The sequence below is a fragment of the Polaribacter litorisediminis genome, from assembly GCF_019968605.1.
Taxonomy (GTDB): Bacteria; Bacteroidota; Bacteroidia; order Flavobacteriales; family Flavobacteriaceae; genus Polaribacter; species Polaribacter litorisediminis.
The window spans coordinates 2,971,153-2,986,025 of the sequence record NZ_CP082966.1; the positions used below are offsets into that span (position 1 = coordinate 2,971,153).

At 30.2% G+C, this 14,873-nt stretch carries 12 protein-coding genes; 8 read left to right on the forward strand and 4 right to left on the reverse strand.

Features of this window, described 5'->3' with window-relative positions:
• Window positions 1-78: 78 nt before the first annotated feature.
• Window positions 79-1,671, forward strand: a complete 1,593-nt coding sequence (locus K8354_RS12700; protein WP_223440428.1) for a carboxypeptidase-like regulatory domain-containing protein — start codon at window positions 79-81, stop codon at window positions 1,669-1,671.
• Between the two features lie 45 nt (window positions 1,672-1,716).
• On the opposite strand, the gene K8354_RS12705 is transcribed toward K8354_RS12700, so the two are convergent.
• Window positions 1,717-2,454, reverse strand: coding sequence for a TrmH family RNA methyltransferase (locus K8354_RS12705; protein ID WP_223440430.1), 738 nt, complete (start codon window positions 2,452-2,454; stop codon window positions 1,717-1,719).
• Window positions 2,455-2,523: 69 nt separating this feature from the next.
• Here K8354_RS12705 and tamL point away from each other — a divergent pair, with 69 nt between their 5' ends.
• The 3 genes from tamL to accD all read left to right on the forward strand — a co-directional run bounded on the left by tamL (window position 2,524) and on the right by accD (window position 7,234).
• Window positions 2,524-5,004, forward strand: coding sequence for a translocation and assembly module lipoprotein TamL (gene tamL / locus K8354_RS12710; protein ID WP_223440432.1), 2,481 nt, complete (start codon window positions 2,524-2,526; stop codon window positions 5,002-5,004).
• Between the two features lie 113 nt (window positions 5,005-5,117).
• Window positions 5,118-6,185: a class II fructose-bisphosphate aldolase gene (fbaA, locus tag K8354_RS12715; protein ID WP_223440434.1), complete on the forward strand. Its 1,068-nt coding sequence runs from the start codon at window positions 5,118-5,120 to the stop codon at window positions 6,183-6,185.
• A 191-nt stretch (window positions 6,186-6,376) separates the two neighbouring features.
• On the forward strand, window positions 6,377-7,234 hold the full coding sequence (gene accD / locus K8354_RS12720) for an acetyl-CoA carboxylase, carboxyltransferase subunit beta (RefSeq protein WP_223440443.1): 858 nt from the start codon (window positions 6,377-6,379) through the stop codon (window positions 7,232-7,234).
• A gap of 26 nt (window positions 7,235-7,260) precedes the next feature.
• Here accD and K8354_RS12725 read toward each other — a convergent pair whose 3' ends face one another.
• Both K8354_RS12725 and K8354_RS12730 read right to left on the reverse strand, forming a co-directional pair.
• Window positions 7,261-8,079, reverse strand: coding sequence for a TlpA family protein disulfide reductase (locus K8354_RS12725; RefSeq protein ID WP_223440445.1), 819 nt, complete (start codon window positions 8,077-8,079; stop codon window positions 7,261-7,263).
• Window positions 8,080-8,081: 2 nt separating this feature from the next.
• The gene (locus K8354_RS12730) at window positions 8,082-8,759 is read right to left on the reverse strand and encodes a bacteriocin fulvocin C-related protein (RefSeq protein ID WP_223440454.1); all 678 of its coding nucleotides are present in this window, start codon (window positions 8,757-8,759) and stop codon (window positions 8,082-8,084) included.
• A gap of 154 nt (window positions 8,760-8,913) precedes the next feature.
• On the opposite strand from K8354_RS12730, the gene rpsO reads away from it, so the two are divergent.
• Window positions 8,914-9,183 (forward strand): 30S ribosomal protein S15, encoded by a 270-nt coding sequence (gene rpsO / locus K8354_RS12735; protein ID WP_223440463.1) that lies wholly within the window; start codon window positions 8,914-8,916, stop codon window positions 9,181-9,183.
• A 251-nt stretch (window positions 9,184-9,434) separates the two neighbouring features.
• Window positions 9,435-11,687 carry a polyribonucleotide nucleotidyltransferase gene (locus K8354_RS12740; RefSeq protein ID WP_223440465.1) on the forward strand — a complete coding sequence of 751 codons (2,253 nt, stop codon included), beginning with the start codon at window positions 9,435-9,437 and terminating at the stop codon, window positions 11,685-11,687.
• 361 nt (window positions 11,688-12,048) lie between these two features.
• On the opposite strand, the gene K8354_RS12745 is transcribed toward K8354_RS12740, so the two are convergent.
• Window positions 12,049-12,402, reverse strand: a complete 354-nt coding sequence (locus K8354_RS12745) for a DNA gyrase inhibitor YacG (RefSeq protein WP_223440467.1) — start codon at window positions 12,400-12,402, stop codon at window positions 12,049-12,051.
• 131 nt (window positions 12,403-12,533) lie between these two features.
• Between K8354_RS12745 and K8354_RS12750 the strand changes: the two genes are divergently transcribed.
• On the forward strand, window positions 12,534-13,646 hold the full coding sequence (locus K8354_RS12750; protein ID WP_223440469.1) for a tyrosine-type recombinase/integrase: 1,113 nt from the start codon (window positions 12,534-12,536) through the stop codon (window positions 13,644-13,646).
• 7 nt (window positions 13,647-13,653) lie between these two features.
• Entirely contained in the window at window positions 13,654-14,733 is a 1,080-nt protein-coding gene (locus K8354_RS12755; RefSeq protein WP_223440471.1) for a hypothetical protein, read from the forward strand.
• Window positions 14,734-14,873 lie beyond the last annotated feature (140 nt).

Consider the following 14,873-nt stretch of genomic DNA (forward strand, 5'->3'; position numbering starts at 1 on the left):
TTGTTATTCTATTTTATAAAAAAAACCACGCATTCATTGGCGTGGTTTTTGCTTATAAAAATCTACAAATTATCTTCCTTGAAAAACATACTACTTATTTTATTATTTTTTAGTTGCGCCTTTACAAGCTCATTTTCGCAAAAAAAAATAGCTTGCAGAGTTTTAGATGCTGCTACTAAAAAACCCGTTGTGTATGCAACAATAATGCTACAGAAAATAAACAGAGGAACCCATGCCGATTTTAATGGAAACTTTGAAATACCTAGCCGGTATAAAGAAACAGGAATTATAAGAATATCTTCTATTGGTTATCAAACCAAAGAAATTAAGCTAATGGCACTTAAAAATAATACCTTAAATATTATATACTTGTCTGTTTCCAATAGTCGCTTGAATGAAGTTATAATTACCGCATCAAAAAAGAAAAAGAAAAAACTTTTAGGAGTCCAAATTGTTAGAAAAGCAATTGAAAATATCCTTGAAAATTATCCGATAGAACCTCATTCTTATATTGGCTATTACAAAGACTACCAGCAACCTGTCGGAGACTCCTATCAAAAAATTATAAAATCAGAAAATCCTGTAAAATACATCAATGTAAATGAAGCTATTATAGAATCTTTTGATGATGGCATGGATAGCGATAAATTAAAAAGCAAAAAGAATCAGTCCTTATTATACCATTATAAGGCTAATGACAAATTTATTCAAGACAGCACACTTACAATTCCTTATGATAATAAGAGTAAAAAATATTCAGAAAGTGTTTATATCACCCCTTTGGGAGGCAATGAATTAAATATATTAGACTTAACCAATGCGATTAGAAATCATGATAAAATGTCATTTTCTTACAGCAATGTTTTTGCAAAAGATTTTATTCGAAATCATAAATTTAGAGTAGAAAATATTGTTTTTTCTGATAATGTTCAACTTTATGAAATTTCGTTTTTTTCAAAAAAAGAAAAAACAAGTTATGAATATGCTGCTAAAGGAAGTATTTACATTTCTAAACAAAATTTCGCTATTCATAAACTAAACTATACGCTATATAATAGAAACAGCAACAATCCGCAGTACTCGGTTACGATAGAATACAAGGCTAAAAAAGATAAAATGTATTTAAATTACATCACCTTTAACAACTTTTTTGAAGCCTATAATGGTCACTATTTTAAAATGGATAAAGCAACATTTAACGCTAAAGAAAATGGCTTTAAAATTTCTTTTAATAAGCAAATAGACGTTAGCAGTTTAGAACCTTTTAAAAGGAATTTTAAAATCTATTATAAAAATCAAAGCTTAAAAATTACGGGGATCCATACTTTTGATACTGACAAAAGAACGGTCACTGTTTTTATTGATGAAAAATCAATGGAAAAAATAAACCTTAAAAAGGAAAGAGAAAACCCTAATTACGCTAATTATTTTACATTTGATGTCCATCATATTAAAGACCTCAATGGTTTTAAAATTAATGAAAGAACCAGTTTAAAAATGAACCAATATAGAGAGTTTTTTGTGCAAGAAATTTTTGAAAATAAGCGTCTTCCTCTTCAAAAAAACTTTATTGACAAGCGTTTACCATTATCTAAATCTGTTATTACGCCATTAAAAACAGAAAATGATTATTGGATGAACACTCCTTTAAAAAGTAAAAAAAATAATTAATACCAATACTTTTGCTACGGTTTATGATAACTTTAAAGCTACTCATTAAAAATATGAACTTCGTTTAAACTCACTTAACAAAATAGCGGTTGCAGTGGCAACGTTTAAACTTTCTGTTTCTTGAGTTTCTCCAAATCTTGGAATTGAAATTCTATTTTTGACTAAAGACTTTATGTTCTCAGAAATGCCGTTTGCCTCATTTCCCATAATTAAAATAGCGTCTTTTGGCAACGCTGCTGTGTAGACATTTGCACCCTCCATATCCGCAATAAAAACTGGTAATACAGCTTCTTGTAAATACGTTTCCAAATCTACATAGCGAATAGCAACTCTTGTTAAAGACCCCATACTTGCCTGCACTACTTTTTGATTGTAACAATCTACAGTGTCTTTTGAGCAAATTAATTGCTGAACACCAAACCAATCGCACAATCTTATAATGGTCCCTAAATTTCCAGGGTCGTTTACCGTATCTAAGGCAATAATAATACCCGATTGTTGAAGTACTTTTTCATCAGGAATTTTAAACAATCCTACAACTTGGTTTGGTGTCTTTAGATTGCTAATTTTTTGTAACTCCTTTTCTGAGATTCTAACAATTTTATCCGAAGAAATATTGGTTATAAAATTATCCGTGGCATATAAAATTTCTAATTTAAAAGAAGAATTTAACAACTCATTGACTACTTTTATACCTTCAGCAACGAATAAATGATGTTTTTGTCGATACTTTTTTTGAGATAAACTTGTTATAATTTTAAGTTGATTTTTTGAGATACTCATTAATTGGGTGTAAATAGAAATAAATCATTGAAAAATACTATTTTTGATTTTCTTTGGAGTGCTAAAATAATGAAAAAACTTTCGTTCTATTTTTTATTTATAATCTTTTTTGCATCGTGTAATTCTACAAAACGTGTTGCAGATGGCGAGTTTATGTTAACAGAAAATATTATTAAGATTGATAGCGTAAAAAAGAAAGGATCAGAACTTCAAAAATATATCTTACAAAAAAGAAACCAACGTTTTCTAGGGCTTCCTTTAGGGCTCTATTTTCACAATATAGGAAATCGTAATAAACCAAAAACAGTTACGGATTGGGCAAAAAAAAATCCAAGATCTTATCGGTTTATTAAAAAAATATTTTCAGAAAAACAGAGTATTGCCTATGCCAATTCTTTTATCAAATTAAATAAATTATTTTTAAAATACCCAGGTCCGGAAATCATCAGTAACAGGAAAATAAGAAAAACGACCGAAAATTTATGGGCCTACTATAAAACACAAGGATATTTTAAATCTTCGGTAAGTGCTAAGATACATAGAGATTCTGCTCATAAAAAAGCAACAGTTACTTATTATATTCAGAAAGGAAAACCAACTATTTTAGATACCATAAATATTAAAATAGAATCTACAGTTTTAGACTCTATTTATAAAAATTCTGGCTTAGAAACGTTATTAAAAACCAACGATCAGTATAAAGATCAAACCTTTAGAAACGAAGCAGGTAAAGTTGTAAAACTTTTTAGAAATAATGGTATTTATCATTTTTCAGAATCTGCCTTAGGCTTTTATGTAGATTCTACCAGAACAGATTATAAAACCAATGTAAATTTTATAATGGCGGCAAATAGATTATTAGAAGAAGACGGACGCTATATAGAAAAGCCTTTTAAAGTACATACCATAAAAGAAGTAAATGTTATTACCGATTATTCTTTTACAAGAAAAGATGAAGAAATCAAAGAATCAACCTCCTATAAAGACATTAACTTTGTGTCTTATAATACACTAAAATATAACCCGAAATATTTATCGGAATCTATTTTTCTGAAGCCTGGAGAAGTCTATAAAGATACTTTGATAAATTTAACAAGAACTCATTTAAAATCTTTACAAAATTTTAAATCTACCAATATAAAATTTACACAGATAGCTGGTACGGACAATGAATTAAAAATGGATGTGTATCTATCTCCATTAAAAAAATATACGTTAATTACAGAAACAGAATTAACACACTCTAATGTTCGTAATTTTGGTATTTCTGGTAAATTTTCTATTACCGATAGAAATGCTTTTAAAGGTGCAGAACTATTAAAATTATCTTTTTTAGGCTCTTGGTTTAATGCCAATACGGGTCCTGGTTGGGAAATTGGGGCAGATACCTCTTTAGAAATACCTAGATTTGTAGCTCCTTTTGGCTTAAGCAAATTTGTACCGAAAAGAATGTCGCCAAGAACACTGTTTTCTTTAGGATCTAGTTTTCAAAAAAATATTGGTTTAGATAGACAGACTTTTACCATTTTAACCGATTATAAATGGCAATATAACCCCAGAAAAACCATTCAATTAGAAATTTTAAACACTCAGTATATACAAAACTTAAATGTGAGTAGTTTTTTTAACATTTATAATTCTGAATATGAAAGTTTAAATAATGTTGCCAAAGTATTTTACAATGATAGTAATAGAGCACTAAATCTTCCGGAAGAAGCAATTTCTTTTATGAATAGCTTAGCAGATAATACAAGCTTTAAAAACTCTAACCCAGAAGAATATAATATAAGTTTAAACATTTTAAACCGGTACAATATCATTACTTCAGATTTTTTAATTCCTACCATTGCCTATACTTTTACGTATAATAATCAAATGGATTTTAAAGATAATGATTTCTCTTTTTTTAGAATTAGAGTTGCCAATTCTGGAAATATTTTAGGCTTATTATCTAGCAAGGAAAACGAAAATAATAAAAAAACATTTTTAAGAATTCCTATAGCTCAATATTTTAAAACCGATATTGAATACAAAAAGTTTTGGGACATTGGTAACAACGCAGTATTTGGTTTAAGAACATTTTTAGGTGCCATTATAACCTATGATAATTCTGATGTACCGTTTACTAAAAGTTATTTTGCTGGTGGTTCTAATGATATTAGAGCTTGGCAAACTTATGAATTAGGGCCAGGAAGCAGAAATTCTGGCTTAGAGTTTAATGTTGGTAACTTTAAATTTTTAACCAGCATAGAATACCGATTTGATGTTGTTAGCAAATTAAAAGGAGCCTTATTTATTGATGCTGGAAATATCTGGGATATTTCTGGATCTAGTTTTGTAGAAGATGAAGCTAAATTTAGTGGTTTTTCTTCCTTGCAAAATATAGCTGTAGGATCTGGCTTTGGAACAAGATTAGATTTTAATTTTTTAATTTTACGTTTTGATGTTGGCTTTAAAACCTATGAACCTTATTTAAATGGAAGCAAATGGTTTAAAAATTATAATTTTAATGCTGCCGTTTATAACATCGGAATTAACTATCCTTTTTAATAAAAACGACCTTTAAACGCTATAACGTTTTCGTCAATTAATTGATATTTGGCGCTTTTAATCTACTATTTTTTAGTATTTTTGACAAGAAATTATATCTAAAAAACATAAAGATGAGTCATAACATAAAACCTGGTGTAGCAACAGGAAAAGAAGTTCAAGAAATTTTTAAATTAGCTAAAGAAAAAGGATTTGCTTTACCAGCAGTAAATGTTATTGGTTCTAATACAATTAATGGTGTTTTAGAAACGGCAAGAGATTTAAACGCGCCCGTAATTATTCAATTCTCTAACGGAGGAGCTCAGTTTAATGCAGGAAAAGGTTTGTCTAACGAAAATGAAAAAGCAGCCATTGCGGGTGCCATTGCGGGTGCAAAACATATTCATGAATTGTCTGTTGCTTATGGTGTTCCTGTAATTTTGCATACAGACCATTGTGCCAAAAAATTATTACCTTGGATTGATGGCTTATTAGATGCCTCAGAAAAGCATTTTGCTGAAACTGGTAAACCTTTATATAGTTCTCACATGATAGATTTATCTGAAGAACCTTTAGAAGAAAATATTGAGATCTGTAAAACCTATTTGGCTAGAATGAGCAAAATGGGTATGACTTTAGAGATTGAGTTAGGGATTACTGGTGGTGAAGAAGATGGTGTAGATAATTCTGATGTTGATGTTTCTAAATTATATACACAACCTGAAGAAGTTGCTTATGCTTATGAAGAATTATTAAAAGTGTCGCCACAATTTACCATTGCAGCAGCTTTTGGAAACGTTCATGGAGTTTATAAACCAGGAAATGTAAAATTAACACCAAAAATTTTAAAGAACTCTCAGGAGTTTATCACAAAAAAATATGGCGTTGAAGAAAATCATATCGATTTTGTATTTCATGGCGGTTCAGGATCTACTTTAGAAGAAATTAGAGAATCAATTGGTTATGGAGTTATCAAAATGAATATCGATACAGACATGCAGTTTGCTTTTACAGAAGGTATTCGTGATTATATGCAAGAAAAAGCAGCTTATTTAGCAACTCAAATCGGGAATCCTGATGGTGCTGATCAACCAAACAAAAAATACTACGATCCAAGAAAGTGGTTGCGTTTAGGTGAAGAAACTTTTAAAGCTCGTTTAAAACAAGCTTTTGCAGACTTAAATAACGTAGATACTTTATAACAATTTTTATAATTAAACAGAAAAAGCATTTTGACATATATTCAAAGTGCTTTTTTTTTGATTTAAAATCGCCTCAAAAAAGAATCAATCAAAGGAAATTAAAAGTTCATAAAAATCTTTTACATTTGTAACCTACTTTCTTACAAGAAGAATGATAAAAAATATTCAACAATAAATAAAACAAACTATCTATGGCTTGGTTTAAAAGAACTGATAAAGGAATACAAACTGCTACAGAAGATAAAAAAGACACTCCAAAAGGCCTTTGGTATAAAACGCCTAGCGGCAAGGTAATCGATACTGAAGAACTCAAAAAAAACTTATATGTAAGTCCAGAAGACGGCTATCATGTAAGAATTGGTAGCAAAGAGTATTTTGAATTATTTTTTGATGACAATAAATTTAAAGAATTAAATGAGACTTTAACCTCTAAAGATCCTTTAAAATTTGAAGACACAAAAAAATACCCAGATAGATTAAAAGCTGCTCAAGAAAAAACCAAATTAAAAGATGCTGTAAGAACCGCTGTTGGTAAATCGTTAGGTAAAGATTTAGTAATTGCTGCTATGGATTTTGCCTTTATCGGTGGGTCTATGGGTTCTGTAGTAGGTGAAAAAATTGCGCGTGCCATCAATTATTCTATAGAAAATAAGATCCCATTTTTAATGATCTCAAAATCTGGTGGAGCAAGAATGATGGAAGCATCACTTTCTTTAATGCAACTAGTAAAAACATCGGCAAAATTAGCGCAATTAGCAGAAGTTAAAATTCCTTATATTTCTTTGTGTACAGACCCAACAACGGGTGGTACCACTGCTTCTTATGCCATGTTAGGTGATATTAATATTGCAGAACCCAATGCGTTAATTGCTTTTGCCGGACCAAGAGTTGTAAAAGATACCACTGGAAAAGAATTACCAGAAGGGTTTCAAAAATCTGAATTTGTCTTAGAGCATGGCTTCTTAGATGCTATTTATGAGCGGAAAGATTTAAAAAAACAAGTAAATTTATATATCGATTTAATACAGAATTTACCTGTTAGAAATTAAAAAAAGCCAGCTTTATGCTGGCTTTTTTACTCATTTAAAAGTCTTTCTATTTCACTCTCTAGTTTATATAAAAAAACATCCTTATCACTAATACTCAAACTACCATTAAATCGTATTTTTCCATTTTTCAAAATTATGTTATGAGGGTATTTATTAAAATCTAACTGTCTTGGAATTGTGTCTGATGTTGCAAATAATTTAGGAAATTTATAATTATATTTTTTTATCAACTTTTTAGCATAACCCAAAGTATCATTTCTTATTGGAATGTTTACCGCATAAAAAAGAACATTTGAGTTATTTTTATAACTTAAATATTTTTTCTCAAAATCAGGAAATTTTTCAAAACAAACACCACAATTTGTTGTCCAAAAATCTAAAACTATAACTTTATCTTGGATTGTATCTATTCTAATTTTACTGTTAGTATAAACTAGTTCCATTTTTGGCGACTTAATAATTTTTCTAGCTCCGTAATTTTCTGTAACATACCAAAGATTATTAAATGCATATAATCCAACAAATACTAATGTTATTGAATAAATTATTTTAAAAATAGCTAGTTTACGTTTTAAATAATACCCAAATAAAAAAGTTAATGGGGTAAATATTAAATAAATAATTACATTATTTATTTTACTATCTGGTAAAAATAAATGAATAATCCATATTGTTGTCAAAGGTAAAAATGAAGCTAAAACATCTTTGTAAGATAAGAGCATACTTACTATAAAAGCACCTATCATAAAAATAGGAAATATAATTCTTTGCGTTTTCAAAAAGAAAACACAAAGAATATAAATCAAAATTGTAATAGTGCCATTAAATATTATTTTTTTTAGCACTTTTAATTAATTATTATATCACCTTTACAATAGCCATCACAAACGGTACTACCAAAAACACCACAATCAGTATTTGCTTTTTTACAAACATCAGGTTCACTACACGTATTATTCCAGCCAGGGCAACCACCATCATAATAACACGTGCATGTATCTGGCTCTCCAGAAATCTTTTGTGCTGTAATATTAGATCGAACATTAGCTTTCAAATCCGCAATAGTAAAAAAAGTTAAATATATGAATTCTGAGCTCCAATTAAATTCTTTTGCTCCAATCATTACTTGGTCATACATTTCGTTAGAAAAATCTTTAGATGTTGGAACTTCATAATTAATTTTTTTAAAGGCTTGTTCAAACCATTTTAAATATGCTGTTTCTTCTTCAGGTAACTTTAAATTCAAAATATAATTTATTTTTTCTTGCCAAATTAATTTTCTTTTTTTTGCTGGCAAGGCTTGAAGTATTGCTCTTTGTTTTGCAATAGAAAATTTCTTTATATCTTTTCTATTGTAAGTCAAAATTTGTTTTTTATTTTCTTTTACCCACCGGTTTATTTCATCATCATGTGAAAATTCATGAATTTCATTATCACTACAATTGATGAATAAAACTGTTAAAAATAAAATTAAGCATGTTGAATAAAAATTTTTTTTCGTAATAAAATAATTTAAATTAATCATATGTGTTAAACTTCATAGCTAAGAAGAACACGATAATAATAATAATAATAATAATACTACAATCAAAATAAATCATTTTAAAAAATAATAGTATCTTTGCACCCTCAATGAACACTTCATTGAACTACATAAAAATCATTTAAATAATATTGGCATGTACTTAACTAAAGAAGTAAAAGAAAGTTTATTCGAAAAACACGGTAAAGGAAAAAACGATACCGGTTCTTCAGAAGGACAAATCGCGTTATTTACGCACAGAATTAACCATTTAACAGAGCACTTAAAAAGAAATCGTAAAGATTATAATACAGAGCGTTCTCTAGTAATGATGGTAGGTAAACGTAGAAGTTTATTAGATTATCTAAAGAAAACTGAGATCAACAGATACCGTGCGATTATCAAAGAATTAGGAATTAGAAAATAATTCTTACAAAAAAGAGGGGCTATAAATGTTCCTCTTTTTTTCTTGAAAAAAATTCTTGAAGCACTTTAGCTTCAAAAAATTAAAATTGTTATTCCCATGAATATGGGAATCTGAAAAATAAAAAATCTGATAGTAACTACATCAGCATCAATATAAAAAGTCAGAATTACCAACAATAATTCTGTATTTCCATTGCAACAACAGACAACAACACAGCAACAATTAGTAATTAAAAATTAGCATTAAAATTTATGATTCCAAAAGTATTTAGAGAGGTTATAGACCTTGGTGATGGTAGAGAAATTTCTATCGAAACGGGAAAATTAGCAAAACAAGCCCACGGAAGTGTTGTTGTACAATCCGGAAAATGTATGATGTTGTGTACAGTAGTTTCCAATTATGAACAAAAAGATCTTGGTTTTTTACCATTAACGGTAGATTATAGAGAAAAATTTGCAGCGGCAGGTCGTTATCCTGGTGGTTTCTTTAAAAGAGAAGCAAGACCAAGTGATGGCGAAGTATTAACAATGCGTTTAGTAGACCGTGTTCTACGTCCGTTATTCCCCAAAGATTACACAGCAGAAACACAAGTAATGATTCAGTTAATGTCTCATGACGAAAACGTTATGCCAGATGCCATGGCAGGTTTAGCAGCATCTGCAGCGATACAATTATCAGATTTTCCATTTGAATGTGCAATCTCTGAAGCAAGAGTTGGTCGTATCAATGGCGAATTTATCATCAACCCAACAAGAGCACAATTAGCAGAATCTGATATCGACATGATGATTGGTGCTTCCGCAGATTCTGTGATGATGGTGGAAGGTGAAATGGATGAAATTTCTGAAGAAGAAATGGCAGACGCTATTAAGTTTGCACACGAAGCTATTAAAATACAATGTGCTGCTCAATTAAGATTAGCTGAAGCATTTGGTAAAAAAGAAACTCGGGAATACGAAGCTGCCAGAGAAGATAAAGATTTAGAGCAAAAAGTGCATGACATGGCATACGATAAAGTATATGCTATCGCAGAAGCTGGATCTTCTAAACATGAAAGATCTGCTGCATTTAAAGAAATAAAAGAAAGCATTAAAGCTACTTTTTCTGAGGAAGAATTAGCAGAGTATGGTGGTTTAGTTTCTGAGTATTATCGTAAAGCCGAAAAAGCTGCCATTAGAGATTTAACCTTAAATGTCGGTTTGCGTTTAGATGGTCGTAAGACAGATGAAATTAGACCAATTTGGTGTGAAGTAGATTATTTACCATCCGTGCATGGTTCGTCAATCTTTACTCGTGGAGAAACACAAGCTTTAGCTACCGTTACCTTAGGTACTTCTAGAGAAGCAAATAAAATAGACATGCCATCTTACGAAGGTGAAGAAAATTTCTATTTACATTACAACTTCCCTCCTTTTTGTACAGGTGAAGCAAGACCAATTCGTGGAACATCTCGTAGAGAAGTTGGTCACGGTAATTTAGCGCAACGTGGTTTAAAAGGAATGATTCCTGATAATTGTCCCTATACCGTAAGAGTAGTTTCTGAAGTTTTAGAATCTAATGGTTCTTCTTCTATGGCAACTGTTTGTGCTGGTACAATGGCATTGATGGATGCAGGTGTACAAATGATAAGACCTGTTTCTGGTATTGCAATGGGATTAATTTCTGATGCAGAATCTGGAAAATATGCCGTATTATCTGATATTTTAGGTGATGAAGATCACTTAGGAGATATGGATTTTAAAGTAACTGGTACTTCTGAAGGAATTACTGCTTGCCAAATGGATATTAAAGTAAAAGGACTAAGCTACGAAATTTTAGTGAATGCACTAAAACAAGCGCGAGAAGGTCGTTTACATATTTTAGGAAAAATTACGGATACCATTTCTACTGCAAATGAAGATGTAAAAGAACATGCACCTAAAATGGTTAACAGACGTATACCGAATGATTTAATTGGTGCATTTATTGGACCAGGAGGAAAACATATTCAAGAATTACAGAAAGAAACAGGAACTACGATCGTAATTACCGAAGACGCTGTTACCGAAGAAGGAATTATTGAAATTCTAGGAACAGATCCGGCAGGAATTGAGACAGTAATTACCCGTATTGAGTCGATGCTTTTTAAACCTCAAGTAGGAAGCGCTTATGAAGTAAAAGTAATTAAAATGTTAGATTTTGGCGCTGTAGTAGAATATATGGAAGCACCAGGAAACGAAGTTTTATTACATGTTTCTGAGCTAGCTTGGGAACGCACTGAAAACGTTACTGATGTTGTAAATATGGGCGATATTTTTGATGTGAAGTATTTTGGTTTAGACCCAAGAACTCGTAAAGAAAAAGTTTCTCGTAAAGCATTGTTAACAAAACCAGAAGGCTATGTAGCAAGACCACCAAGAGATGACAAACGTTCTGGCGGACGAGATAGCAGAGGAAGTAGAGATAATCGTGGACGTGATGATAGAAAACCAAGAGCACCAAGAACACCTAGGAAAGAAGAATAATCTTTAATTTCTTTTTTAATTAAAATAACGAACCTGTTACGTATTTTGTACTGCATTCATTTCAGTATAAATACTTAACAGGTTTTTTAGTGTATTTATAATGTTCGGATGATTATTGGAGTGATTATTATTAAGCATACACTAGAATTATACCAATTTATATGTATACTGCTGTGTACATAAATTTAATTCTTTTTTTATTCATTGAAATTAAAAAAGAATTAGCATAGCCCTTGGTACGGTCATTTTTTTAAATAAAAAGTAAGCGCAAAAGAAACGATTTATTACCACATTATATGCCTAAAATGGTATTAATTACGCCCTGTAAAGTTAATTGCAAGCAATATTACATGGCCATATTTTAAAGAGTTCTTTTTCTCACGATTAGTATTTCATCATACGAAAAAGACATCCAACCAAAATCATAAACCCAGTAAAACGTTTTATTATTGCTATTTACATGCCAATGAGTGTTGTATTTAAAATTGAATTTCTTTTTTTCTAAAATTATTCGAGATACTTTTTTTTGCAAAATATTTTTCCCCAAAACTTCTAACAATATAGATCGATTTCTGTGTAAAATAGTATCAATATCCTTTACGGCAATAGCAGTAACTTTTCTTAAATTAACATGATAATAATTTTTACAGCGTTGTGAGCAAAATTTCTTATCGCTTCTTCCCTTTACTAATTTATTACAGATTTTACATTTCATAGTCTCTGTAAAGATATGTTTTTTAGATTATTGTGAATTAGCCGTTTTTAACGGTTAAAATACTACTGCCTTTACATCAACAATATAATCATACTATTATCTACTATATTTGGTATTCTAAGTATAAAATTATGCAACATATACCCATTATTTACCAACCTTTAAAAAATGCTAAAAGAATTAAGGTATATATTCCTTATGAATTAAAGGAATTACGGATTGCTTTTAAGAAGCTAAACACTACTTTTTGGCATCCTAATCAAAAATTATGGTCTATTATGTACACCCAAGAAAACGTTACATTGTTAAAAAAATTATTTGGAAAAAATTATAAAACAGTAAATGGTGTAACACCAACCCCAATTGAAAAAATACCTTTAAATAAGTATGCATCAGAACAACTTTTTAGGTTGGAAAAAGTCCTAGTTTTAAAAAAGTATAGCGCTTCAAGTATTCGTACTTACAAAAACATGTTTTCGGTGTTTTTGACTAAGTTCTCCAGTAGAGACATAAATCTTGTAACTAAAGAGGAAATAGAAGGTTTTGTTTATGAGTTAATTACAAAAAATAAAATCAGCGAAAGCTATCAAAATCAAATTATAAACGCCATAAAGGCATACTATGAACATGTTCTAAAACTGCCAAGAGAATACTATGAAATTCAGCGTCCTAAAAAGTCTGTTAGTATTCCTAATGTTTTAAGTAAAGAAGAAGTTTTAAAAATTTTACAACATCCTCAAAACATCAAACACAAAGCTATTTTATGGACAATATATAGTGCCGGACTTAGAATTTCTGAAGTCCTAAATTTAAGAATAACAGACATTCATTCGAAAGAAGGGTACTTGTTTATAAAAGATAGCAAAGGCAAAAAAGATCGAAAGACTATTTTATCTGATTATCTAGTACAATTATTGAGAGCCTATTATAAAAATGAAAAACCCTCCTATTGGCTTTTTGAGGGTCAGACCGGAGGAAAGTATAGCACTACTAGTGTTCGAGCTATCTTTAGAAAGGCTGTAAAAGAAACTGATTCCAATCCTTGGGCAACCGTGCATACACTTCGCCATTCTTTTGCCACGCATTGTATCGAAGACAATATAAACTTAAGATATTTGCAAAATATGTTAGGACATAGCTCTCCAAAAACAACAGAAATTTATACCAAAACCATTCATATAAATAAAAAAAACATAAAAAGTCCTTTGGATAGGTTACTAGAAAAGACTAATTTTAAAACTTAGAATATATATGCGATATATCAACAATGCGCATATACAATTGTTGGCAACAATTAAAACGAAACCTATGAACAGAACATTACACATTCATAAAAATTTAACAACATTTGGAATACCAATATTGATTATTGGAATGATGATAATCCTTGCGAAATCATCGATTTTTATAACAAATCCTGATGTACTCTCGATTGGAATTACGTTCGACTTATTATTGACAGTCCCTGTCATCTACTTTATGCTTCTCAGAAAAACGAGTATTCCAAAGACAACTGTCGTACCTTTTTTAATTATCGGAATGGTAGTCTGTTCCTTAATACTACCGATAGAAAATCAATATTATCTAGACCTTTTTAAGACTTGGATGTTTCCAGTAGTTGAGTTATCGATAGTGTTATATATCATATATAATGTTACCATAACAATAAAGGGATATAGAGTAAATAAAAGTGATGAAGTTGACTTTTTCAAGGCACTAAAAAGCACTTGTTACGAAATACTTCCAAAAAGATTAGTTATTCCTGTAGTGACAGAAGTTGCTGTTTTCTATTATGGATTTATTTATTGGAAAAAAAGGAAGCTTAAGGAAAATGAATTCTCTTACCATAAAGACAGTGGAACAGTTTCATTACTAATTGCAATAATTTTCGTTATTGCTGTAGAAACTGTTGTTCTGCACATTCTTCTTCAAAAATGGAATGATACGGTTGCTTGGATTTTGACTTTTTTGAGCATTTATTCTGGAATTCAGCTTCTTGGTTTTCTAAAATCATTGTCTAAAAGACCAATATTAATTAAAGATAAAAAACTGTATCTGAAATATGGAATAATGAACGAAACAACTATCGATTTAAATAGTATCGACAATATTGAGATTTCGTCAAAAGATATAGAACTCAACAAGGAAACACGCAAACTATCATTTTTGGGAGAATTAGAAAGCCACAATATCATTATTAGGTTGAAGCAAGAAAACGAACTGACAGGATTATACGGAATTAAACGTAAGTACAAGAATTTAGCCTTACACGTTGACGAGAAAAATGAATTTGTGAACCGAATAAACAACGCCTTACAACAATGGCAATAAGTTATTGTTTGTTCTAGCCTACTTACGTAAACACTCGCGGATTTTCTATTCGGTTTTAATTTGCTAGATTGGGTGACTAAAACACGCAACAAACCATATATAAACATCTTGGCATCAATATTCCAAAACCGCAACAGTCG